This window comes from Amycolatopsis sp. NPDC051371 (genome assembly GCF_040682155.1).
In the GTDB taxonomy this organism is placed as follows: domain Bacteria; phylum Actinomycetota; class Actinomycetes; order Mycobacteriales; family Pseudonocardiaceae; genus Amycolatopsis.
Genome location: NZ_JBFBAG010000038.1, coordinates 79,085 through 102,232, shown reverse-complemented (window position 1 = coordinate 102,232; position 23,148 = coordinate 79,085). Strand labels below are relative to the sequence as shown.

The 23,148-nt window shown below is 70.9% G+C and carries 19 protein-coding genes; 5 read left to right on the top strand and 14 right to left on the bottom strand.

The window, feature by feature from the left end:
* Positions 1-99 precede the first annotated feature (99 nt).
* The 3 genes from AB0M59_RS37420 (at position 100) to AB0M59_RS37410 (ending at position 5,058) form a co-directional block, all read left to right on the top strand.
* Positions 100-2,679: a glycosyltransferase gene (locus AB0M59_RS37420; protein ID WP_364624894.1), complete on the top strand. Its 2,580-nt coding sequence runs from the start codon at positions 100-102 to the stop codon at positions 2,677-2,679.
* A complete protein-coding gene (locus AB0M59_RS37415) occupies positions 2,679-4,127 on the top strand; it encodes a radical SAM protein (RefSeq protein ID WP_364624892.1) in 1,449 nt (482 codons plus the stop codon). The genes AB0M59_RS37420 and AB0M59_RS37415 overlap by 1 nt, the downstream gene beginning before the upstream one ends.
* A 91-nt stretch (positions 4,128-4,218) precedes the next feature.
* Complete coding sequence (locus tag AB0M59_RS37410; protein WP_364624890.1) at positions 4,219-5,058, top strand: GH25 family lysozyme; 840 nt, start codon at positions 4,219-4,221, stop codon at positions 5,056-5,058.
* On the opposite strand, the gene AB0M59_RS37405 is transcribed toward AB0M59_RS37410, so the two are convergent.
* Entirely contained in the window at positions 5,055-5,330 is a 276-nt protein-coding gene (locus AB0M59_RS37405; RefSeq protein WP_364624888.1) for a hypothetical protein, read from the bottom strand. The genes AB0M59_RS37410 and AB0M59_RS37405 overlap by 4 nt on opposite strands.
* Positions 5,331-5,472: 142 nt before the next feature.
* On the opposite strand from AB0M59_RS37405, the gene AB0M59_RS37400 reads away from it, so the two are divergent.
* Complete coding sequence (locus AB0M59_RS37400; RefSeq protein WP_364624886.1) at positions 5,473-6,717, top strand: GDSL-type esterase/lipase family protein; 1,245 nt, start codon at positions 5,473-5,475, stop codon at positions 6,715-6,717.
* A 91-nt stretch (positions 6,718-6,808) separates the two neighbouring features.
* On the top strand, positions 6,809-7,612 hold the full coding sequence (locus AB0M59_RS37395; protein WP_364624884.1) for an SAM-dependent methyltransferase: 804 nt from the start codon (positions 6,809-6,811) through the stop codon (positions 7,610-7,612).
* Here AB0M59_RS37395 and AB0M59_RS37390 read toward each other — a convergent pair.
* The 13 genes from AB0M59_RS37390 to AB0M59_RS37330 all read right to left on the bottom strand — a co-directional run bounded on the left by AB0M59_RS37390 (position 7,609) and on the right by AB0M59_RS37330 (position 22,801).
* Complete coding sequence (locus tag AB0M59_RS37390) at positions 7,609-7,953, bottom strand: ClpX C4-type zinc finger protein (RefSeq protein ID WP_364624911.1); 345 nt, start codon at positions 7,951-7,953, stop codon at positions 7,609-7,611. The genes AB0M59_RS37395 and AB0M59_RS37390 overlap by 4 nt on opposite strands.
* Positions 7,954-7,985: 32 nt before the next feature.
* Complete coding sequence (locus AB0M59_RS37385) at positions 7,986-8,375, bottom strand: hypothetical protein (protein ID WP_364624909.1); 390 nt, start codon at positions 8,373-8,375, stop codon at positions 7,986-7,988.
* Between the two features lie 407 nt (positions 8,376-8,782).
* Positions 8,783-13,321, bottom strand: a complete 4,539-nt coding sequence (locus tag AB0M59_RS37380) for an RHS repeat-associated core domain-containing protein (RefSeq protein ID WP_364624882.1) — start codon at positions 13,319-13,321, stop codon at positions 8,783-8,785.
* 34 nt (positions 13,322-13,355) lie between these two features.
* On the bottom strand, positions 13,356-13,772 hold the full coding sequence (locus AB0M59_RS37375) for a YbaB/EbfC family nucleoid-associated protein (RefSeq protein WP_364624880.1): 417 nt from the start codon (positions 13,770-13,772) through the stop codon (positions 13,356-13,358).
* Between the two features lie 178 nt (positions 13,773-13,950).
* On the bottom strand, positions 13,951-14,448 hold the full coding sequence (locus AB0M59_RS37370) for a 3-isopropylmalate dehydratase (protein WP_364624878.1): 498 nt from the start codon (positions 14,446-14,448) through the stop codon (positions 13,951-13,953).
* Complete coding sequence (locus AB0M59_RS37365; RefSeq protein ID WP_364624876.1) at positions 14,445-15,710, bottom strand: aconitase family protein; 1,266 nt, start codon at positions 15,708-15,710, stop codon at positions 14,445-14,447. Before AB0M59_RS37365 ends, AB0M59_RS37370 begins: the two co-directional genes overlap by 4 nt.
* Positions 15,707-16,987, bottom strand: coding sequence for an aconitase/3-isopropylmalate dehydratase large subunit family protein (locus tag AB0M59_RS37360; RefSeq protein WP_364624874.1), 1,281 nt, complete (start codon positions 16,985-16,987; stop codon positions 15,707-15,709). Before AB0M59_RS37360 ends, AB0M59_RS37365 begins: the two co-directional genes overlap by 4 nt.
* Positions 16,984-17,496 carry a 3-isopropylmalate dehydratase gene (locus AB0M59_RS37355; protein ID WP_364624872.1) on the bottom strand — a complete coding sequence of 171 codons (513 nt, stop codon included), beginning with the start codon at positions 17,494-17,496 and terminating at the stop codon, positions 16,984-16,986. Before AB0M59_RS37355 ends, AB0M59_RS37360 begins: the two co-directional genes overlap by 4 nt.
* Positions 17,497-17,538: 42 nt before the next feature.
* Positions 17,539-18,618 (bottom strand): ornithine cyclodeaminase family protein, encoded by a 1,080-nt coding sequence (locus tag AB0M59_RS37350; RefSeq protein ID WP_364624870.1) that lies wholly within the window; start codon positions 18,616-18,618, stop codon positions 17,539-17,541.
* The gene (locus AB0M59_RS37345) at positions 18,615-19,661 is read right to left on the bottom strand and encodes an aminopeptidase P family N-terminal domain-containing protein (RefSeq protein ID WP_364624868.1); all 1,047 of its coding nucleotides are present in this window, start codon (positions 19,659-19,661) and stop codon (positions 18,615-18,617) included. Before AB0M59_RS37345 ends, AB0M59_RS37350 begins: the two co-directional genes overlap by 4 nt.
* Positions 19,658-20,830 (bottom strand): Xaa-Pro peptidase family protein, encoded by a 1,173-nt coding sequence (locus tag AB0M59_RS37340; RefSeq protein WP_364624866.1) that lies wholly within the window; start codon positions 20,828-20,830, stop codon positions 19,658-19,660. The genes AB0M59_RS37345 and AB0M59_RS37340 overlap by 4 nt, the downstream gene beginning before the upstream one ends.
* Positions 20,831-20,856: 26 nt before the next feature.
* On the bottom strand, positions 20,857-22,245 hold the full coding sequence (locus tag AB0M59_RS37335; protein ID WP_364624864.1) for an MFS transporter: 1,389 nt from the start codon (positions 22,243-22,245) through the stop codon (positions 20,857-20,859).
* Between the two features lie 82 nt (positions 22,246-22,327).
* Positions 22,328-22,801: a MarR family transcriptional regulator gene (locus tag AB0M59_RS37330; RefSeq protein ID WP_364624862.1), complete on the bottom strand. Its 474-nt coding sequence runs from the start codon at positions 22,799-22,801 to the stop codon at positions 22,328-22,330.
* Between the last annotated feature and the right edge of the window lie 347 nt (positions 22,802-23,148).

The window sequence follows — 23,148 nt, the reverse complement described above, 5'->3', positions numbered from 1 at the left end:
GTCCGGCGCCCGCGGTCAACCACTCGCTCACGCGGCCGCCCGAGCCTGCGCCGCTTACGCTGGGAACGACGGCGAAGCCGAGACGGGAGTCCGACATCGATGTCAGTCCTCTGGGGCGTGTCCTTCGACGCCACTCCGCTGTCCGGAGTCGTGGTCGAGTTCCTCAAGACGGCGCGCCGGTTCGCCGGGCACCGGGTCCACCTCGACCTCGGCTACGACATCAAGGCCGACAAGGGCGCCTTCTTCCGGCCCTACCGCGACGAAGCCGGGCTGCTGCCCGACTGGGTCACGCTCGACCGCGTCGACGGTGTCGACGGGATTCGCGGCTACGACCGGGAGTTCGTCGAGCGGGTCCTGCGCGACGTCGTCCAGCACGGCGACGAGACGCTGCGTCCGGAGATCGACCGGATCGCGGGCGAGCTGGCGGAGAAGATCGTGGCCACCTGGGAGCGCCTCGGCGTCACGATGGTGATGGTGGAGAACGGCACGCTGCCCGAGAACATCGCCTACACCGAAGCGCTCTACCGGGCGATCGAGCGCTACGGGACTCGCCACCGCCTCGGCCGGTTCGTGTTCTGGCGCGACCACGACCTCATGTGGCAGAGCGAACCGGGCATCGCCAAGTACGGCCGCTTCCCGTACCCCGGCGTCCCCGCACCGCGGAATTCGCCGCACATCCACTACTTCGCGCTGCACGAGCAGGCGAAGGCCAAAACCCTCGACTGGGTGCCGCACCTGCGGGCCATCGACGTCCTGCCGAACGCGTTCGCCATCGCGCCCGCGCGGGTCGACGAGCGCAACGCGGGTTTCCGGCGTGACCACGGCATTCCCGACGGCGTCCCGCTGCTGGCCCGGATCACGCGGATCATCCCGCAGAAGCGCATCGACCGGGACCTCCACCTGCTCGCGCTGCTGCCCGGCGTCTGGCTGTTCGTCGCCGGCGACGTCGACGAGACGCCGGCCGAGCACGCGCGGCTCACGGATCTCGCGACCCGGCTCGGTGTCCGCGACCGCGTCGTGTTCGGCGGCTGGCTGACGCCGTACGACACCGCCGTGCCCGGCCGGTACTCGGTGCGCGACCTCCTCGCACACGCGAGCGTCGTGTCCTTCCTGACCTCTTACGACTACGAGAGCTACGGCAACCCGGTCAGCGAGGCGATCGCCTCCGGGACGCCGTACGTCACCAGCGGGTACGAGCTGTACGACGTCGTCTACGGCCGCAAGGGGTTCCGGGCTCCGGTGCTGGACATCCGGGCCCGCGACCTGCCGGACGCGGCGTTCGCGCGCGAGGTGGCCGAGCTGATCACCGACGAAGGGAAACGGGCGGAAGTGGTGCGGGCGAACTCCGAACTCGGGCAGGCGCACTTCGGGACGCGGGTCGTCGACGACCTCGTCGACCGGCTCTACCCGCCACCGATGGGCGCCGGTACCCGGCTTTCCGTCGTCCTGCCGGTGTACAACGAAGCCGCGAACCTGCCGGAAGTCCTGCGGACCCTGCACGACCAGCGCGACGGCGACGCGCCGCTCGACAAGAGCCGGTACGAGGTCGTGCTCGTCGACAACAACTCGACCGACGACACCGTGGCCGTCGCGCACGCCTTCGCGGCTTCGCACCCGGACTTGGCGCTGCACGTGATCGCCGAATCCGAGCAGGGCGTGTCGTGCGCGCGGCGGGCGGGGATGGACTTCGCCGCGGCGCGCAGCCGGAACCGCCCGGACACCGACCCGGGGGAGCGGTTCTACCTCGTGTCGGCCGACGCGGACTGCCGCGTCGACCCGCACTGGCTGAGCGAGCTCCTGGACGCGATGGAGACGACCAAGGCCGCCATCGGCGTCTGCGACTACTACTACAACGCCGAGCACTTCACCGGCCGGCCACGGCTGTGGGACGCGATCCAGCGGACGCTGCGGTGCCGCGCCGTCACGTTCGCGCTGTTCGGCGGCTTCCCGGACGGCAAGGGCTTCGCGGTCGAGCGCGACGCCTACGAGCGCGCCGGCGGCATCGAGATCTTCTACCAGTTGCAGGACGGCAAGTTCGTCAGCCACCTGTCCGACGACTGGGACTTCGGGATCAAGGTCGCCAGCGGTGGCGACGCGATCACCTACGCGCCGCGCTCGCGCGTCGAGATCAACCCGCGGCGCGTCGACCACGCCATCGACGAGGTCATCGCCGGCCGGGCCTACGGCTCCGACGGCATCATCGTCATGCGCGACATCCGGCCGTCGGCCCCCGCCGTGCCCGCCGACCTCACCGAGGCCGAGGCCCGGCAGGCGTGGGAGTTCTCGATCAAGGACTTCACGCCGAAGAACACGATCCTGCCGGTGCTGCTGACGCCCGCGCTCCTCGAGGACGACGCCGTCGTCGCGTTCTTCGGCGCCGACCTGGCCTCCCGGCTGACGCGGCGGATCGCCGAGATCCGCGCCGAGATGCGCGTCGTCGACTTCACGCCGATCCACGCGTACAAGACGCCGTCGTACCGGCTGTACTTCGAGTTCGCCGACGAGCTGTTCGCCTGCCTGCGGCGGCACGTCGGCGAGGACATCGGGTTCCCGCCGCCGCTACCGCCGTGCCTGGCGGAGATCCCGGCGGAACGCTTCGCGGAGTTCGTCCACTACTACTGCGAGGACCGGGAATCCGGAGAGGCCCACAACTACTTCGGCAACGGAGGGGTGTTCTGATGACCCTCGCCTACGAAGAGGCGATCGGCTCGCTGCACGCGCTCGACCCGGCGTGGCCGCGGCCCACGGTGCTCGACGTCCTCGAAGCACCGGACAACCGGCACCTCCTGGACTTCGTGCAGGAGGATCCGTTCGGGGCGCACGTCTTCCCGGGCAACGTCCCCGGCTCGCCGGCCGACTTCCTGCGTGACCTGGACGCGCAGCTGGCTTCTTCACGGCCGATCCACCTGTGGTCCTACATCCCGACCTGCGCGTACCGCTGCCGGTTCTGCCAGTACCCGGTGGTGCTGGTCAAGGGCAAACCCGAAGTGGCGTATGAGAAAGCGAAGCACTGGGTCGATCTCAACATCCGTGAGGCACGCCTGTGGCTCGACGCCGTGCCGCACCTGGCCGGCGCCGAGGTGGGGGAGTTCAACGTCTTCGGTGGTACGCCGTCGCTGCTGCCGGAGCCGGAGATCCGCCGTCTCCTGGAGTTCTACCGTTCGGAGTTCGGCTTCACCGCGGACACCACGATCCGGTTCGAGGGCGACCCCAGCACGTTCACCCCGGCCAAGCTCGAGCTGCTGCGGGACCTGGGCTGCACCAAGCTGTCCAGCGGCGTCCAGTCGTTCGACGACCACGTCCTGGAGCTGTGCGGCCGCGAACACAGTGCTCGGATGTGCGTCGACTTCGTCCGCAACGCCCAGCGGACGGGCTTCGAGTGGGTCAGCATCGACCTGATGTACGGGCTGCTCGACCAGACCCTCGACAGCGTCCGCCGCGACCTCGACGTCGTACTGGAGAACGAAGTCACGGCCGTGGTGTGCACGAAGCTGCACCTGGCGTCCTACAGCGACACGCGCACCGGCGTCACCGGCGAGAAGCCGGCGGCGTGGCAGCTGCCGGCCTACCGCGACAAGCTGGTGCGCGACGGCCACCGCTGGCCGACGCTCGGCGAGCAGTACCAGATGCGCGAGCTGCTCACCGACGGCCTGCGCGCGGCGGGCTACACCGAGCACCCGACGATGTACTTCGCGCGGGACGGCCTCGGGCCCGAGAAGTGGAAGTCCATCATGGTCGACCAGGACAAGCAGGAAGCCGAGGTGGCGATCGGGCTGGGCGGCAGCTCGAGCTGCCGCGCGTCGGAGGCGATCACCGACGTCAACTCCCGCCGGTACATCGAAACCGTTTCCGACGGCCGCATTCCCCTGGGCTCGGCGACACGGTTCACGCCCGAGGCCCAGGAGGCACGGGCGGTGAAGATGGCGCTGACGACGCTCCAGCCGTTGCGGGATTCCTTGCACGCGTCGAGGTTCCCGGGACGTTCGCTGTTCGCGGAACCGTGGCTGGGGAAGTTCCGGTCGCTGGCCGCGCGGGGGCTCGTCGAGCTGCGGCCGGACGACGGCGTCGTCGAACTCACCCGGACGGGGGAGGTGCTGGTCGAGGCGATCATCACCACGGAGCTATAGATCACCACATCGAGTGACACATCGCTCGCGGGGAGCGACACGGGCAGGCAGCATGGGCTTCGAACGTGCCCGTACCGAGATCGGAGCCCCGATGAGCCGAACCGTTGCCGGACACGACGAACAGCGATGGCGGCCTCGTCTTGCCGCGGCGGGTGCCTTGGCCGCGCTCGCTTCGGTGGTCGTCGCCGTTCCCGCGGAAGCCGCCCCCGACTACTCCCGCGCCGACACGAACTTCGCGGGCACGCAGATCGCCTTGCACGAAGGCGTCGTGCCGGGTTCCGCCCGCGCCGACACGACCGACCAGACGCTCGGCCACGACGTCAGCGGGCACCAGGGCGCGGTCGACTGGGGCGCGGCGGCGGCCGGCGGCGCGAAGTTCACCTACGTCAAGGCGACCGAGGGCACCGGGTTCGTCAACCCGCAGTACGGCCAGCAGTACGACGGCGCGCACTCGGCGGGCTTGATCCGCGGCGCGTACCACTTCGCCCGGCCCGACATCTCGGGCGGCGCGGAGCAGGCGCAGTACTTCATCGCCCACGGCGGCGCCTGGCGTTCCGACGGCAAGACGCTCCCGGGTGCGCTCGACATCGAGTACAACCCGTACGGCGACGTCTGCTACGGCAAGAACCAGGCCGACATGACGGCGTGGATCACGGACTTCACGCGTACCTACCTGGCGAAGATGAAGCGCAGCGCGCTGATCTACACCAGCACGGCGTGGTGGAAGCAGTGCACCGGCAACGCGTCCGGGTTCGGGAACACGAACCCGCTGTGGCTCGCGCGCTACGGCCCGGCGGTCGGGGAGCTCCCGGCGGGCTGGGACAAGCAGAGCATCTGGCAGTTCGCGCGCGGCGGCGGCCTCCCGGGCGACCAGAACTACTACAACGGCCCGTTCGGCCGGGTCGTGGCGCTGGCCGGTGGGGCGGCTTAGCGCTCCCAGCGGCCGGTCAGGTCCGGCCACGGCGGCCGCCGCAGCACGGCGAGCGTGCCGAGGGTCGCCGCGACCAGCCCGGTGCCCACGGCCAGCAGGGCCACGCGCGTCGCGTCGACCGCAGGCTCGAACTTCGCCTCGCCCTCGCGGATCGCGAACACCCCGGGCGGGCTCGTCACGGTGATCACGGTCGTGCCGTCCGGGGTTTCGTACGGTTCGCCGAACAGCCGCAGGGTGTTCTCGGCTCGTCGTGGCAGGCCTCGCAGCGTCATGACTCCTCATCGAACTCCGAAACCCGGCGGCTGACAAGATCGGACAAGCTGCTTGCCGCTTTCGTGACCGGCTCCCTACGATCGGTCGGGGAGTGGCGCTCACCGACGTCGCCACGAAGTCCTTTGTGGACCGGGAGGCACCGTGCGAGCAGCCCACCGAATCGCCCTTCTGGCCGCGGTTTCCGCTGTGGTGGTCGCTTCGGCGCCTGCCGCGGACGGGGCGGGACACGCCTGGTTCACCTCGTGGGCCCAGTCGCAGGACGGCCACGCGGACGCGCCCGTGTCCGGGCAGTCGCTGCGGATGATCACCCACCTCGGCCAGGGCGGCGACGCCGTGCGCGTCCGGCTCCAGAACACCTTCGGCACCGGGCCGCTGACCATCGGGCACGCCACCGCCGGGCTGAGCACGGACGGCGCCGGTGTGTCGGGAGTGCGCGACCTGACCTTCGCCGGCCGGTCCGGCGTGACGATCCCGGTGGGCGGAGACGTCTGGAGCGACGAAACCCGGCTCGTGACGCGCCCGGACACCAACCTCGCGGTGAGCATGTTCGTGGCGGGCACGGCCACGCCCGGCCGCCACGGCGCGGCGCTGCGGGACAACTACCTCTCCGCGCCGGGCTCGGGCGACCACACGGCCGACGCTGCCGGCATCGCTTTCACCTCCACGGTCGGCTCGACGTACGTCGTCAGCGCGGTCGACGTGCACAACACGGCGCTGAAGGGCGTGGTCGTCCCGTTCGGCAGCTCGGTCGTCGACGGCATCGGCAGCACCAACTGCGGCCCCGGCTGCACCCAGGTCGGCGCGGATCGGCGCTGGACCGACGACCTGGCGCGGCGGATCGTCGCGGAGGCGCCCGCTTCGGCGCAGCTGGCGGTGGCCAACGCGGGCGTCTCGGGCACGACGAGCGCGCCGACGTGCCCGGGGATGCCGCCGTCGGTCGCGGGCCTGGACGCCGCGAGCCGGCTCGACCGCGACGTCCTGGCGCTGCACGGCGTCACGTCGGTCATCTACTACTACGGCACGAACGACCTCGCTTACGGCTGCGACGCGGCGACGATCCTCGCCAGCTACCGTGCGGTTTTCGCGCGGCTTCGCGCGGCTGGGATCGCCGTGTACGTCACGCCGAGCACGCCCCGGCCCGGGTACGACGACCAGGCCAACCTGGCGCGGCACGAGATCGGGTTGTTCGTCTCCCGCTGGGACTCCTGCGGCGGCACGTGCTCCGGTGTGGTGGACTTCGACCAGGTGCTGAAGGACCCGGTGAAGCCGAACAGCATCTTGCCGGCGTACGACAACGGCGACGGCATCCACGCCGACGCGGCGGGTCAGCAGGCCTTGGCGGATTTCATCTCCCTGCCGATGCTGGCCGGCTCCACGCGTCGATGACCCGTATCGGGTCGGTACCGTTCCTCCGTAGTCGCGCCCACGGTCCGCTCGTACCTCGCTAAGGTGAGCCGAGCCGATTCGAGGGGAAGCGATGACCGACCAGGAAGGCGCGGACTGGATCCCGCCGGATGCCGACCTTTCGCGGCCCAGCGCCGCGCGCATCTACGACTACCTGCTCGGCGGGGCCCACAACCTCGCCGCCGATCGGGCCGTCGCTCAACGCCTCGAGGCCATCCAGCCCCAGGTCGCCACCGTGGCCAGGCGGAACCGGGCCTTCCTGCGGCGCGTCGTGCGGTTCATGCTCGACCAGGGCATCCGGCAGTTCCTCGACCTCGGCTCGGGGATCCCGACCGTCGGCAACGTGCACGAAGTCGCCCAGGCCGTCGATCCCGCGGCCAAGGTCGTCTACGTCGACTACGAACCCGTCGCCGTCGCGCACAGTCTCATGCTGCTCAAGGACAACCCGAACGCCGAGGCGTTCGAGGCCGATGCCACCGACACCGCCGCCGTTCTCGGCTCCGAGTCCGTGAAGAAGCTGCTCGATCTCGAGAAGCCCGTCGGGCTGCTGGCCATCACGCTCGGGCACTACCTGCCGGACGTCCGCGGAGTGTTCGGCACCTACCGGGACGCGCTCGCGCCCGGCAGCCACCTCGCGCTCACCCATCTCACCAACGATTTCGCCGTCCTGCGCGACCCCAAGATCGCCGAGACCATGCGGTCGACGCAGGACCACATCTACCCGCGCTCGCGTGACGAGGTGCTCGCCCTCTTCGACGGCTTCGAGCTCGTCGAACCCGGGCTGACCACCTCCGCGAACTGGCGGCCGGACCGGCTCGCCGCCGTCGTCGATCCCGAAGAGGACGGCCTCTACGCCGGCGTGGGCGTCAAACTCTAAGCCTCGCCGGAGAAGCGCTCCCACGCCGACTGGCGGGTCATCCCCAGCGCCTCGCCGATCTGCGCCCACGTGCCGCCCAGGGTGCGCGCCTTGCCGACCCAGGCGGCCAGGTTCTGCTGCACCTGCGCGGTCGCCGCCGCGACCGGGCCGAGGTTCTGCAGCACCTGCTCGATCGGCAGGTCGTGCTCCCACGGCGCGATCAGCGGCGCGTCGCTCGGCTTGCCCTCGATCACCGAGACGCACAGCTGGACGCACCCGTCGCAGATGAACACCCCCGGACCGCCGACGAGCGTGTCGACTTCCGTGTTCGGCTTCGCGCAGAACGAACACCGTGCGATCACAGCCATCAGGACCTCCCTTGTCAGGAAGGACCTTACGCGCGTAAGGCGGACCCTGACAAGCTCAGGAACGACGACGTCCAGTCGGCGAGCTCCGTCAACCGCCCGGTCAGCTCCTCGATCTCGGCCCACCGGCGGTGCTCGCGCTCCAGGTCCGGCACGAGGAAGTCCTCGACCAGCTGCAGCAACGTGGCGATCTCGTAGGCGACGTCGGCGAGCTGCAGGAACGGCCGGTACTCGGCCTCGGCGCCGGCCCCGTTCCGCGTGGCCCAGTCACGGGCACCGTGCCCGGCCGCGCGGCACACCGCCACGACCGTGCGCCGGAGGTCGCCGCGCCGGGAGTCCGGCCGCCCCTCGGTCAGCGGGGCGACGTTCCAGGCCACCGACAGCAGGCAGCAGCCCGCGTCGTCCATCGAGTTGTTCATCACCGGACGTACTCTGCGGACCCGCAGGCACAGTCCGGCCGTTCCGACTCGCGGGGTCACGCCATCGTGTGCGGAATCAGCCCTGATCGGGTGCTCTCGGGTAGCGCGTGCCGGGAGCCTATTTTCTCCATCGCGGAAATGACGCTTGCCGCGCAAGGGCTGGTACGCCCCGCGCGGCGGCTTGGAGCAGTCGCGGTTTCCGTGGGGCGACGAGCTGACCCCGGGGGAGAGCACCGGGGCACCATCTGGCAGGGCCGCTTCCCGGTGCACAACACGGAAGAGGACGGCTACGCCGGCACCGCACCGGTCCCGCCGCCGACGTCTGACCCGCGGGACTGCGAGCGCCTCGTCGTCACCGGCCGGCGGAGCGACCCGCCCTCGCTGCGAGTCGCTCGTCCGGTTCCCGCTCAGCGGATCGGGTTGGGCGTGATGTCCTGCGCGAACAGGTTCCCGTTCGAACCCCCGACGTGCACGTGGTACCCGCGGCCGCCGACGCTGACCGTGATGTGGGGCCTCGGGTCGGCGCCACCCGCGGCTCCGCCCAGGCCGCCCTGGTGGATGCCCGCCGTCTGCTGCCAGCCGCGGCCTTCCTGCATCTGTTTCAGCAGCTCCTTCGCCCGGCGTGAACCTTCGCCGCGGCCGGCGGCGAGGTTTTCGAGGATGCCGACGAACTTCTTGTCGCTGATCTCCGTCACCGGGACGTTCGCGTTGCCGTGGAAGACCGGCTGGCCGGGGCGGTTGTTGCCCAGCACCGGGTTGTTCGCCTTGCCGCCCTTGCACTTCTTGCCCTTGAGCCCGACCGGGTCGAGCCAGCCGGTCGGGTTGCGGACGTAGGCGTGCGGGTTGGTGCCGCCGCCGAGGCCGATCGGATCCGGGCTGATGTAGCGGCCCGTTTCCGGTTCGTAGTACCGGTTCACGTTGTAGTGCAGGCCCGTCTCGGCGTCGAAGTACTGGCCCGGGAACCGCAACGGCGTCGGCGCCGCGGCCGCGGTTTCCACGCCCCACAGCGTCTGCGCCGCGTGCCAGGCGATCCGGCCCGCCTCGTCCACCAGTTCCGCCGGGCTGCCGACCAGGTCGGCGACGACGGCGTGGAACTGCTCGTCGACGCCGCCGTCCGCGCGGGACCGGCGGTCCAGCACGCTCACCGGCACCGGCCGGTCCAGCTCCCAGTCCCACGTCGTGACCCGCGCCGGCGCACCCGCCGTCGTGACGATCTCCTCGGCCGGGACGATCCCGTCCCAGACGAACAGGGTCTCGGCGGCCGTCGTGCCGTCCGGCCCGAGCAGGCGCTTGGCCACGCGACGGCCCAGCGCGTCGTAGGCGTAGTGCCACTCGCCCCCGTCCGGGGTCCGCACGCGCTCGAGCCGGTCGTCGGCGTTCCACGCGAACGCCCACTCGCCGCCCGGCTGCTGCCGCCCGGTCAGGCGGCCCAGCTCGTCGTAGCGGTAGTGGACGTCGCCGGCGCGCCGGACCTGCGTCCCGGCGTACTCGCGGGAACCCGCGGCGGGGTGGGGCGCGGTCCAGTCGGCGACGGTGACGTTGCCCAGCGCGTCGTACGCGTAGCGCTCGCTGCCCGTCGGCCGGCGCAGCCCGGTGACGCGGCCCAGCCGGTCCAAGGCGAACTCGCGACGGCCGGAAAGCAGGTCGTCGACGCCGGCGAGCACGCTGTCCGCCCGGTGGTGGTACGCGCGCCGCTGCCGCGGCTGCCCGTCCGCGCCCGCGACGACCTGTTCGACCAGCCGGTCGTTGGCGTCCCAGGTCTGGGCCAGCGTCGCCGCGCCGAAGACGCGCCCGACCTCGCGCCCGGCCGCGTCGTGCGCGAACCGGATCGACCGGCCGGCGGTGCTCAGCTCGGCCGGCGCGCTCGCCGCGTCGTAGGTCCAGGTGCTCGTGACGCCGGTCGCGGTGCGGCGCGCGGTCCGCAGCCCGCTGCGGTCGTACCCGGAGCGGACCTCCCGGCCGTCGCAGCCTTCGGCCACCACGCGCCCGAGGCGGTCGTAGGCCAGCGTGAGGTCGGCGTCGGCGTTCTTCGCTCGCACCAGCCGGTCCGCGGCGTCGTAGGAGTACGTCGTGACGCTGTCCCCACGGCGTTTTCCGGTCATCCGGCCCAGCGCGTCCCACGTGTACGTCGTCGGGGCCCCGGTGGCCGGGGTGCTTTCCAGGAGCTGCCCGGCGGCGTCGCGGCGGTAGGTGACGACCCGGCCGTCGAAGTCCGTCTCCCGCACGACCCGCCCGGCCGCGTCGTGGTCGATCCGCCACTGCGCGCCGGCGGCGTTGGTGACCGAGACGAGCCGCAGTTCGGTGTCGTACTCGAACCGGGTGCGGCTGCCGTCCGGGGCGATCTCGCAGACGGGCAGGTCGAACGGCCCGAAGTCGGTGCGGGTGACGGCGCCGGTGGCGTCCGTGCGCTCGATCGCGTTGACCTCGCCGTCGTAGGTGAAGCGCTCCACGGAGCCGTCCGGGGCGATGCGCTTCCACAGCTCGCCTTCGACCGTCCAGGCGTACGTCGTCGTGTGGCCCGTGGGGTCGGTGACGGACTCGATGCGGCCCAGCCGGTCGTAGGTGTAGGACGTGCGGCCGCCGGCGGGGTCGAGCACCGTCCGGGGCTTGCCCAGGGCGTCGCATTCGATCCCGGTGGTGCGGCCCTCTTCGTCGGTGAACGAGCTGAGCGCCCCGCGCGGGTCGTAGCCGTAGCGGCGGATCCCGCCCATCGGGTCGGTGGTCGCGACGAGCCGGCCGGCGTCGTCGTAGTCGTACGCCCAGACCGCGCTGTCCGGCTCGACGGCCGCTTGCGGGCGACCCCGCGGGTCGAAGCGGACGCTGCGCACGCTGCCGTCCGGGCGGGTCTCCGACGTGCGCCTGCCGTGCTCGTCGTAGCCGTAGCGGGTGACGCGGCCCAGCGGGTCGGTGCAGGCGAGCAGCCGGTCGTGGCGGTCCCACTCGTAGACCGTGACGCCGCCGAGGGGATCGGTCTCCCGGACGAGCTGGAACTCTTCGTTCAGCTCGTAGGTGGTGGTGTGCCCGAGCGAGTCGGTGGCGCGGTTGACGCGGTTTTCCCGGTCGTAGGCGAAGGTGTAGCCGAGGACCCCGCGCGGCCCGGTGCCGCGGACGCAGCGGTCGCGTTCGTCGTAGGTGAACTCGTAGCCCCAGCCGTTGCGGTCCTGCCAGCCGGAGATGCGGCCGCGTTCGTCGTAGGTGAACCGGTACGGCCGGCCGGACGAGTTGACCACCTCGACCAGGTGGGCCCGCTCGTCGTAGGCGAAACGGGCGAGGGTGAGGCGGTCGTCGTCGTGCGCGCCGACGGAGGCTAGCTCGGTGATCCGGCCGTCCACCGTGGTCACCGCGACGCGGTGCCCGGCCGAGTGCCGGACCTCGCGCAGGACGCCGTGCGCGTCGCGGTCGAAGGTGATCCGGTTGCCGTCGGCGTCGGAGATCGCGGCCAGCCAGCCGGTGTCCCTGCCCGCGGGAAAGTGCAGGGAGCGACCGAGATCCGGCTGGTCCAGGACGTACTCGTCGCCGAGCCGCCGCAGGGGCCACCACGGGCCGTCCACCGGTGTGACAGCCGCGGCGCCCGGGACCGGGTAGACGAGCAGGGTGCCGTCCTCGACGGCGAAGTCGACGCGGTCGTCGCCGGTTTCCAGGCGCTGGTCGGCGGTCGAGGCCCAGGACCGTCCGAAGTGGACACCGCTGCGGTAGCCGGAGAAGTGGCTGCGGTCCAGCACGAGGGACAGGACGCCCTCGATCTCGACGTCGGTCTGGGCGAGCATCATCCGCCCGGTCGTCATGTCGATCGGGTCGCCGCTGCCCGGGCGGCAGTCGGTCGGGGTCGAGTTCTCCTTGGGCGCGCCGTTGTGGTCGGCCAGCCCGCCGTCCTTCGGCTTGCCCCCGCCGTCTGTCGGCTTGCCGCCGCCCGGGCCCTTGCCACCGCCGGAGGGCGTGGTGTTGCCGTTCGGGGACGGCGTGTCGTCGGGGCCCTTGGACGCGGGCGGCGGGTCGGTCTTGGGCGGGGTGTGGTCGCCGGAGGTGGTGGTGTTGTCGCCCTTGGCGCCGGAGGTGGTGGTGCTGTCGTCGCCCTTCGGTGGCGGGTCGGTCTTCGGGGGAGGTGCGTCGGGGCCGCCCTTGCCGTTCGGTCCGTCCAGGCCTTTGGGGTTGCCCTTGATGTCGATGTTCTTGGCCGGTGGCGCGGCCTTGCCGGGCTTGATGTTCTTCAACGCCTTGGCTGCGTCGCCGAACAAGTCACCGGCCCGCTTGAGCAGCGGGACCAGCGCTTTGAGCGCGGTGACCAGTCGCTTGACCAGGTCCGCGATCTTCGAGGCGGTCTTCGCGACGGCGCCGATCACCTGCGGCACCACCCAGGTCATCCCGATGCCCAGGGTGAACACGACTTGCAGCGCCCAGCTGATCAAGTGCCCGATCAGCTCGGCGATGATGTCCCGCACCAAGGCCCGCACCGCGGCGACGACCTCACCGGCGGTCTTCACGCCGCTGGAGGCGCCTTCGCAGCCCTTTTGTGCGGTTTCCAGCAGCGTGACGGTGTCTTGTGCGCGTTGCCGGTAATTGTCGCCGGCGTTCCCGGTCCAGGACGCGGTGTCGGCCTTGACCATGCCGGTGAGGTCTTCCCCGACGCTGCCCAGTTCGGTCGCGACGTTCTTCCAGGTCTCCGACTGCGCGGCGATCTCATCAGCGTTGCCGGTGAGACCGTTCAGGGCTTCCTTCAACGGGCCGACGTGCTCGATCAGCCAGCCGACCCCGGCAGCGAGGATCGCCCCGAACGGGTCCATCGCCATCGACAACGCGTCGAGGGCGGTGCCGACCGCGCCCATCGCCACGGATGCCCAATCGCCGCTTTCGATTGCGGATTTCAGGTCGGCGGCGGACTCCAGCAGGGAGATGCCTGAGTACGCCTTGGTGGAGTCCTTGGTTTCCGCGACCAGCGGGTTGCTCACTACGCGACCTTTCCGACGCTCTGCGTGAACCGAATCACCAGGGGTTGTTCTCGGACGGTGCCGGCGGGCCGGATTCGGGCGCCGTGGGCAGCTCGTCCGGTTCGTCCGGGCCGGGATACCGGCCGCGCAGGGTGTCGAGGAGTTCGGCGCGGGTTTCGCGGTCTTCGTCGCCGAGTTGCTCGGCCATCACCCCGGCGACGCGTTCGGCGATGCCGGACTGCGCCCGGCGCATGGTGGTGAGGATCGTCCGGGACAGCTCGTCCAGCGGGAACGACTGCACCTTGCTGCCGAACGTCAGATCGGTGATCGTGCCGTCCGCGCCCACCGTCACGCTCACCGCGCCGTCGCCGCTCTTCGCGGTCGACCGCAGGCGTTCGGTCTGTTCCTGCGCGGCCTGGTAGCGCTGCGCCTTCGCCGCGAACGCGGCCGCCCAGTCGTTCGGGTCGGTCACGCCATCGCCACCAGGTCGTCCGTCCCGACCTCGAAACCCCCGGCCGTCATGCGCTCACGTCCCCTCGAAAGAGATCACTCGGCGGGAGGATAGCAATGTCGCCACGGCTGCTGTACGGGTCGGTGGCGGGTTGCCCGAACGGCCACGGTCTGTGACTCAACGGGCAACGGCCCCCGTCCTAGCGGAACACCTCCGGCCGGCTCTTCGCGAAGCTGATCAAACCTCCGGCGTCGAGCATGTCGACGAGGAACGGGTCGGCGGCGGCACCACGCACCATCACCCCGGTGGTGAGGTTGGTGAACTCGCCCGCCGCGAGGTCGACCCGCACCCGGTCGCCGTCGGTCGCGAGGCCGGGGTTGAGCCCGATCTCCAGCGCGGGCAACCCGATCTCGAAGCAGTTGCGGTAGAACGTCCGCGCGAACGTCTCCGCGACCACGCAGCCGATCCCGGTCGCCTGCAGTGCCTTGGTGGCGATCGCGCGGCCCGAGGACTGCCCGAAGTGCTTGCCGGCGAACACGATGTCACCGGGCTGCACGTGCTTCGGGAACTCCGGGTTGAGGTCCTCCAGCACGTGCTGCACGAGCACGTCCATGGGTTCGAACACGTACTGCGTCTTCACGAGCCGGTCGGTCGGGATGTTGTCCCCGAACCGCCAGCAGCGGCCTTCGAACTTCACGAGTTCCCTCCTGACCGGACGCCGTGGCCGGCGATGACCCCGGCGACGGCCGACGCGGCGACGGTTTCGGACGACGCCAGGTACATCGACGCGTCGGGACTGCCGTTGCGCCCCGGGAAGTTGCGGGCGTGCGTGGAGATCATCGCCTCGTCCGAGGCCAGCGCGCCCATGTTGTAGGCCTGGTTCGAGCCCGTGCTCGGCGGGAACCACATCGCCCCCGCCTCGTGCAGCGCGAGCACCAGTCCTTCCCGGGCCGCCTCGGCGAACACCTCGCGGCTGGAGGGCACGAGGTGGAACCGCAGGTCGGGGTGCACCCGGCGCCCGGCCAGCACCTCGGCCGCCGCGCGGAAGTCTTCGAGCCGGCCGCCGCCGTGGCCGCCCAGCTCCGCGTACTGGATCGGGGTGCCCGCGACCTCGGTGACCGGTTTGACGTTGCCCACGGTCGGCGGGCACGCGACCTGCGGGACCACCTCGGCGACGTCGAAGCGCAGTACCTGAGCCGCTTCCTCGCCGTCGCCGCGCACCAGCAGGTCCGGCCCGGTGCCGGGGAGCGTGCGCACGAACGCCTCGGTCACCTCGTCCGGTTCGACGAAACTGCACTTGGCGCCGAGGTCCACGCACAGCAGCGGGAACAGCCACCGGTCCCAGAAGGACAGTCCGCGCACGTACGAGCCGCCGAACTCCACGGCCCGGTAGTTCAGCTCGCCCTCGCCGATGCGGCCGACGAGCCACAGCGCGACGTCGCGCGGCGTGACGCCCGGCTTCGGCGTGCCTTCGAGGCGGACCCGCGTCGTCTCGGGCACCTTGAACCACGCTTTCCCGTACGGCAGCACGGTTCCGGCGTGCGAGTCGTTGCCCAGTGCCACGGCGAGGGCGCCCAGCGTGCCGTGCACGGGCGTGTGACTGTCGGAGCCGACCACGATCATGCCGGGCTTGATGTGCCCGTTGCGGACGGCCGCGTGGTGCAGGTTGCCGTTCCCGCAGTCGTAGAGCGTGAGGCCGTGCTTGCGCGCCCACTCCCGGTTGTGCCGCAGCACGTCGGCCTGCTGCTCGGTGGGCGGGGCGAAGTGGTGGTCGAACACCATCACCGCCCGCTCGGGGTCGGGAATGGGCGTGTTCACGCGCTTCTCGAACACCTGCGACGTGAGGTAGCCGGACAGGTCGTGCATGAGCAGCCGATCGACTTTCGCGACCACGATCTCGCCCGGTTCCACCGATTCGCGGCCGCTCGCGCGGGCGAGGATCTTCTCGACGAGGTTCACGCGAGGACCGCCTTCGCCATGATCTCACGCGGGTCGGTGATGACCCCGCGGATCGCCGAGGCCGCGGCCGTCGCCGGGCTCGAAAGGAAGATCTTCGAGTCGTAGCTGCCCATGCGGCCCTGGAAGTTGCGGTTGGCGGTCGAGAGCGTGGCCTCACCGTCGGCCATCGCGCCGCCGCTGCCCGCGCACGCGCCGCAGCCCGGGTTGGTGATCATCGCGCCGGCCTGGATCAGCTTCGTGAGCACACCGCTGTCCGACGCCTGCGCCATGATCTTCGCCGACGCCGGTGTCACGATGAGCCGGAGGCCGGGTGCGACGCGGTGGCCGGCGAGCACGTCGGCCGCGATCACGAGGTCGTCGTACTTGGCGTTGGCGCACGAGCCGATGAACACCTGGTCGAGCTTGGTGCCGGCGACGTCGCCGACGCCGACGACGTTGTCGACCGTGTGCGGCACCGCGATCTGCGGCGCGAGCGACGGTCCGTCGAGGCCGACGGTGGCCCGGTAGGTCGCGTCCTCGTCCGGCAGGAGGACGTCCAGCTCGGCACGCGGCACCCCGGCCTCGTCGAGGTAGGCGAGCGTGGTGTCGTCCGGGGCCACGAAGGCGTTCTTCGCGCCCATCTCCATCGCCAGGTTGCAGAACGTCATGCGCTCCGACACGGACATGCCCGCGACGTAGGAGCCGGAGAACTCGACCGAGTCGTAGGTGAGCCCGTCGGCACCGAGGTCGCCGATGAGCTTCAGCATCACGTCCTTGGCGTGGACGCCCGGGGCGAGGTCGCCGTCGATGACCACGCGAACCGACTCCGGCACCTTGACCCACAGCTTGCCGGTGACCCACGCGGCGGTGATCTCGCTGAAGCCGACACCGGTGCCGAACGCGCCCAGCGCGCCGTAGATCGTGGAGTGCGAGTCGGTGCCGATGATGAACTGGCCGGGCCGCACGAGCCCGTGCTCCATCAGCACGATGTGCGCGATGCCGCTGTTGACGTCGAAGAAGTTCTTCACGCCCAGCTTCTTCGCGAACTCGCGGCACAACGCGTGGTCCGCGGCCGTCTTCGCGTTCATGGCGGGGGAGAGGTGGTCCATCACCATCGCCACGCGGTCCACGTCGTAGAGCCGCTCGACGCCCATCTTTTCGAGCGTCCGGATGCAGCGCCAGCTCGCGGTGTGGCTCATGTACAGGTCCGGGTACGCGTCGACGATCTGCCCCGGTGCGAGGTCCGCGACCCCGGAAGCGCGTTCGATCGCCTTCTGCGCGAAGGTCTTGCCGGTCACTTCTTCCCTCCCGTCGTGGAGCTCGCCATCAGGTGCGGGATCAGGCCGCCGTCGGCCATGATCTCCCGCAGCACCGGGGGGTACGGACTGAACGGGAAGGTCTGCCCGCCCGTTTCGACCGTGCCCGCGTCGTAGTCGACCCACATCTCGCCGCCGTCCGCGGCCGCCTCAGCCGCGGCGGGCGACTCGACCGCGACGAGCCCGGTGTTGATCGCGTTGCGGAAGAACACGCGGGAGAAGGAAGCCGCGACGACCGCCTTGATCCCGGCGCCGATCAGGCACGTGGCCGCCTGCTCCCGCGCGCTGCCGCAGCCGAAGTTGCGGCCGGCGACGACGACGTCGCTGGCGCGCAGCCGCTGTTGCGTTTCCGGCCCCAGCGGCTCGAAGGCGTGCTCGGCGAGCTCCGCCGGGTCGATGCTGACGAGGTAGCGGCCGGGGATGATGACGTCGGTGTTCACGTTTTCGCCGAAGGTGATGACCTTGCCCCCGACGCGATGTTCACTGCCCATGATGCGTCTCCGCTCGAAGTTCCGGTGGTGCCTCGCGCCCGGTCAGGGGCTTGTCTCCTCCAGGAACCAGTCGGTCGGCACGGTGTGCCCCAGGTCGCGTTCCTCGGCCAGCGCGAGCGCCCGCGCGCACACGGCCGCGAACTGCACACCCATGCCGGTGTTGTTGGCGAACACGGTGATGTCCTCGGGGCTCGTGCGGCCGGGCGCGTCACCCAGCAGCAGGTTGCCCAGTTCGCGGATGTCGTCCCACGACTTGAGGCCGCGCTCGACCGGGCCGAGGATGTCGTACTGCTTGTCGTGGTGGACCTGCTCCCGCGAGAGCACGGTGATGCGGGCCGCCCGGTCGAAGGTGGTGTCGTCGAGCTCGCGCCGGGTGGCCGTGCCATCGGGCGAGGTGATCGCGGTGACGTGCGTGCCGGGCTCGAGCCAGGCGCCGTCGAAGCAGGCCTCCATGGCCGCGGTCGCGCACGTGACGATCTGGCAGCCGGCCACCGCGTCGCGTCGTTCGTCGACGGCCACGATCTTGCGGCCCGTCCGCTCGCTCCACACCCGCGCGAACTCCTCGCGGTGCTCGGCCGTGGGGCTGTAGACGCGGACCTCTTCGATGCCGGGGCGCACCATCAGGAGGCACTCCAGGTGCGCCTCGGCCTGCCAGCCGGAGCCGAACATGCCGGCGACGGTCGCGTCCGGGGCGGCCAGCTCCCGGATGCCGAGCGCGGAGGTGGCGCCCACGCGCATCTTCTGGATGAAGCTGTCGTGCATCATGGCGAGTGGTTCGAGGGTGGTCAGGCTGTAGAGCGTGACGAGCCCGACGTACCGGCCGCCGGGTGCGGCCGGGATGAGCCGCCGTCGCTGCACGCCGCTGGGCAGCGTTTCGACGCCCGCGATGTCGGAGGTGATCCGCAGCGCCCACACGCCGCTGGAGACGTTGCCGCCTTCCTGCGACTTGAACCGGAAGCGGAAGCCGGGGTGGCGGCTGTCCTCGACCGGGAAGTAGGTGTGGTTGCGCGGTCGGTTGGCGCCCTGTCCGGAGGAGAGTTCCCGGTACGCGGTCTCCAGCGCGTCGAGTGTTTCGCCGGCGGTGAGCACCTGCTCGATGTCGCTGTTGGAAAGGATTCTCACCGTTGTGCTCCTGTCAGGTGTTCGGGTTCGCCGTCGGTGACGCGGACGGTTTCGGCCACGGCCGCGTGGCCGCCGTCGGCGAACGCGACTTCCACGGACACCGCGCCCGCCTCGCCGTCGGCCAGCACGGTGGCGGGGTCCTGGGTGCGGAACTCGCCGCCGGTGGACAGGTCGGCCTGGTTGACCCAGCGGACCTCGGCCTTCGCGCCGTCCGGCAGCTTCGCCAACGCGGGTGCGGCGGCTTCGGCGAGGGCGCCGACCGTGGCACCGGACTTGGCCGCGGCGATCGCCTTCGCGAGGGCTGCTTCGAGCGCGCCGGGCCAGCCGGTGCCGTCGCCGAGCACAAGGCTGGAGTGCACCCAGTTCATGCGGTACTGCCCGGTGACGCCGAACGACGTCACACCGTCTGATGTAGACAGTGAGGTTGGGTAGAGGTCGAGGAACCCACCGCCGCGCAACGCGCGTTCCACGGTCTCGACGCGGCTGCCGGCGGTGCTGCCCTGGACGGTCGCCTTCGCCGCGGCGTCGTCCAGGATCCGGCCGGCCGCGCGCAGCAGTTCCACCTCGGCTGTCGAGGGCACCAGCCGCTGTTCGCGCACCAGCCCGCCGAGGCGGCGGACCTCCCAGCCGGGCACCGCGGCGACGATCTCGCCGGCCACGTCGGCGGGCCACAGCGCGGCGTCGACCAAGCCGACGGTGCCGTTCTTCTCGCCCAGCAGGTACTTGGCGACGAGGTCGGCGAAGTTCTTGCCACCACTGAACTCGGTGACCGTCGACGAGGCCTTCATCCAGTTCTGGACGCGCAGCGAGAGCTTCGTCAGGAACGTGACGGGCCCTTCGGCGGGGATCGCCAGCACTCCCTCGTTCCAGTAGAGGCAGAGGTTGGTCAGGTAGGCGAGGTCGTCGGAGCGCGACACGTCGGCGTAGACGAGGGCGACGTCGATGCCCTGGGCGGTCATGGTGCGCTGCAGCGTGGAGACGCGCTCCCGCCACTCCTGGTCCGGGATCTCCGCGGGATCGAGTACGTGCAAACCTCGTTTCACGCCAGGTCTCCTGTCTCGAACAGCTTGCGTTCGGTCGTGATCAGCACTTCGCAGCCGTCGGCGGTCACCCGCACCGGGTCGCCGAGCACGTGGTAGCCGGCCAGCGGCGTGTAGGTGTTGGGGTGGATGATGAACACGGAGTTCTCGGGGAGCACCGTGTGGTTGCCCTCGATGATCGGCGTCTCGTCGAGGTGCAGGCCGTGGCCGTGACCGCGCACGCGGGTGTACTGGCTCGAGCAGTACTCGCCGTAGCCGTACTTGCGGAACACGTCGTTCTGCGCCACCGCGACCTCGTGGGCGGTGATCCCCGGCCGTACCACCGAGATGCCGGCTTCGACGGCTTCGTCGAACAGGTCGAACGACTTGCGCTGCCCGTCGTCGGCCTTGGCCACCACGGCGGAGCGGCAGATCTGCAGCCAGTAGCCGTCCATCTTGGGCGTCAGCTCGGTGCGGACCATGTCGCCGGCTTCCAGCAGGCGGTCGCCCGGCGGGGTCATGCCGCGGACCTCGTCGCGGCCCGAGGCGATGAGCATGAAGTTGTCCTCGGCGCCGAGGTTCTTCAACCGCGCCTCGACCTCGGCGACGATCCGGTACTCGGGCAGCCCCGGTTCGAGCACGTCCACGAAGGCTTCCCAGCCGGCCGCGCACACGACGGCGCTGCGACGCATGCGAGCCAGCTCCCAATCGCTCTTCACGAGCCGGGCGTGGTCGAGCAGTGCCGTCGCGGATCCGACTTCGGCGCCTGGTGCCGCGGCGTGGATCGTCTCCATGAGCACGAGCGGCACGAGCTCGTGGTGGGCGATCCCGATGCGCCGCGGCGCAAGGTCCTTCAGGACCGACCCCAGCTCCGCCGGGTTCGCCGGATCGAGTCGGCGAGCGTCGTCGACCCAGCCCTGCGCGGTGAACGCCGTGAGGTCCGACGGCCGGGTCGAGAACGCGACGGCGTCGCCTTCGGCCGGGAACACGACGAGCGCGGCGCTGCCGGCGGGGGTCACGTCGGTGAAGTAGCGGATGTTCTCCCGCCGCCAGGCCGGGCCGTAGGCGAGCACGACGTCGAGGCCCTGCTCGGCCATCGCGTCGCGGATCTTGCGGTGCCGCAGCCGCAGCTCCGCGCGATCCTCGGGGGACAGGCCCGCTCCGGCGGGTGCCGGGGCGTGGTCGATCGTCATCGTTCCTCCACGGTGTGGTGAGTGGGTCAGGAGCGGGCCATCGCCGGGTCGGTCATCGCCTGCGACCCGGTGATCTCCTGGGTGATCTGCTCGACGGTGCGGCCGCGGGTCTCGAAGGTCGCCACCAGCGCGGCGATCCCGGCGAGGACCGAGATGATCCCGAAGAGCAGGAAGAACAGGAACTGCGAGGTGTGCATGGCCAGGACGAACCCGACCAGCACCGGCATGACGAGGCCGCCGACCTTCTGCCACGCGGCGGCCCAGCCGAGCCCGGTCGCGCGGCTCGCGGTCGGGTAGAGCTCGCTGGCGTAGGCGAAGAGCGTGCTGCCGGCCAGGCCGCTGCCGAAGAAGGTCGCCAGCGAGCCGAGCAGGATCACCGCGCCGGTGGCGGACGTGGTTCCCCAGGCCAGGCAGAACAGTCCACTGAGGACGAACCCGCCGCCGAGCACCACCCGGCGGCCGATCCGGTTGATCAGCTGCCCGGCGAGGAGCGCGCCGACCACGCCGGCCGTGGTGATGATCGCCGTGTAGCCGAAGCTCTTGAGCAGGCTCACGCCCTGACCCTCGAGGACCGAGGGCAGCCAGCTCGAAAGCCCGTAGAGGAACGCCCCGGCGCAGACCTCCATGAACCAGATGGCGATGGTGTAGCGCAGGTAGTGCCGGGCGACGAGCGTGCGCACGGTGCCATGGGTCACGGGTGTTTCGTGGTACTCGGTGGGTACGGTCGTGCCGGCGCCGCGGCAGAGGGTCCCGACGATCGCCCTCGCGTCGTCGAGGCGGCCGCGGCGCAGCAGGTAGCGCACCGACTCCGGCAGCGTGGTCAGCATGAAGACCCCGACGAGCACGGGCACGGTGGCGATCACGAACATCGCCCGCCAGCCGAACACCGGCACGACGGCGGTGCCGACCGCGGCCGCCGTCGGCAGGCCGATCAGCCAGGCGGCCGTCGCCGCGGTGACGAGCGGACCGCGGTGGCGGGACGGCACGAACTCCGCGATGTAGGGCAGCACCACGGCGATCTCCGCACCGAGCCCGATCCCTTGCAGGGCCCGGAAGCTGACGAGGGCGCCGAAGCTGGGCGCGAACACCGCGGCCAGCGAGAAGAGCGCGTAAACCATGAGGGTGATGGCCAGCGGCACCTTCCGGCCGTACCGGTCGGACACGGTGCCGGCGACGGCGGCGCCCACGAGCATGCCGGCGAACAGCGCGGAGGAGAACACTCCCGCCGACGCGCTGGTGAGGTGGAACGACTTGATGACGCCCGGCAGGATCACGCCGGTCAGGTTGATGACGAACCCGCACAGGAAGTGTCCCAAAAGGACGGTGACGTAGATCCTGAGGTGTCGTGGGGTGAACGCCGACTCGTCGAGCCGGCCGAGCAGCGAGTGGGACGACGTAGCGGGGGACGGGGGCATGGCGGGCCACCTCCTTGTGGCTTGGACCAGCGGTTGGAACCCGGTGTGGTGCGCTCTGCGACCCCCCTCGGGTCTTCGTCGGCTACCGGTCGTCGAGGTTGCCCTGGACGCCGTGGTAGAGGTGGGCGAGGGTGGGCAGGAGCTGTTCGCGGACCTCGGGAGTGAGGCCCGAGGTGAGTTCGGCGGTGAACTTGTCGAGCGCCCGCCGCGCGGCGTCGCGGGCGTCGACCCCTCGGGCGGTCAGGTCCAGCTGCATGGTGCGACGGCTCGTCGCCGACGGACGGCGGGACAGGAACCCTTGGTTGACCAGCTTGTCGACGCTTTCCGACATGGTCGACGGGTTGCGGTGCGCCAGCTTGCACAACGCGGTGAGCGACGTGTGCCCGGCCCCGACCCGCGACAGGATCCGGTACTGCCGGATGGTGAGCGGCTGCTCGAGGCCCGCCAGCAGTTCCGTCTGGAGCCGGGTGAGCCGCCCGCCCAGGGCGAGGAGGACCTCGCCGAGGGTGGCGTCCGGCCCCGGCTCGTCGAAGGTCGCGGTGTCGCGAACGGACATTTAGGCTCCCGTATGTTCCGGTACCCGAAGTGTTTGCGAGGCCGACTATACGTCCGCTGGGAGCTCGCTGGGAAGAGGCGATTTCGCTGCCTGGTCACTGCGTCCTCGGTGCAACTGCCCGAGCGGGTGACGGTGGGCAGGGCGCCGGAGCTCAGCCCGGGTTCCGCACCCGCCGACGTCGGCGGGGTCAGGCAAATGTCTCGGGGTATGCCGTCGAACGATGCCCGGGGCTCGCGAAAGGCCGCGCCCGCCGCCAGGAGATCCTTGCCGCTGGTCGGGTTGCCCGGCCCGTGAGTTGAGGCGGAGCTGCACCGCGAGGTGCTTCTCGAGCTGGCCTAGGTTCGCCG

Excerpts from the sequence above, each read along its gene's own strand:
- AB0M59_RS37420 (WP_364624894.1), top strand. The coding sequence starts at position 100 with ATGTCAGTCCTCTGGGGCGTGTCCTTCGACGCCACTCCGCTGTCCGGA.
- AB0M59_RS37415 (WP_364624892.1), top strand. The coding sequence starts at position 2,679 with ATGACCCTCGCCTACGAAGAGGCGATCGGCTCGCTGCACGCGCTCGAC.
- AB0M59_RS37410 (WP_364624890.1), top strand. The coding sequence starts at position 4,219 with ATGAGCCGAACCGTTGCCGGACACGACGAACAGCGATGGCGGCCTCGT.
- AB0M59_RS37405 (WP_364624888.1), bottom strand. The coding sequence starts at position 5,330 with ATGACGCTGCGAGGCCTGCCACGACGAGCCGAGAACACCCTGCGGCTG.
- AB0M59_RS37395 (WP_364624884.1), top strand. The coding sequence starts at position 6,809 with ATGACCGACCAGGAAGGCGCGGACTGGATCCCGCCGGATGCCGACCTT.
- AB0M59_RS37385 (WP_364624909.1), bottom strand. The coding sequence starts at position 8,375 with ATGAACAACTCGATGGACGACGCGGGCTGCTGCCTGCTGTCGGTGGCC.
- AB0M59_RS37355 (WP_364624872.1), bottom strand. The coding sequence starts at position 17,496 with ATGGGCAGTGAACATCGCGTCGGGGGCAAGGTCATCACCTTCGGCGAA.
- AB0M59_RS37340 (WP_364624866.1), bottom strand. The coding sequence starts at position 20,830 with ATGACGATCGACCACGCCCCGGCACCCGCCGGAGCGGGCCTGTCCCCC.
- AB0M59_RS37335 (WP_364624864.1), bottom strand. The coding sequence starts at position 22,245 with ATGCCCCCGTCCCCCGCTACGTCGTCCCACTCGCTGCTCGGCCGGCTC.
- AB0M59_RS37330 (WP_364624862.1), bottom strand. The coding sequence starts at position 22,801 with ATGTCCGTTCGCGACACCGCGACCTTCGACGAGCCGGGGCCGGACGCC.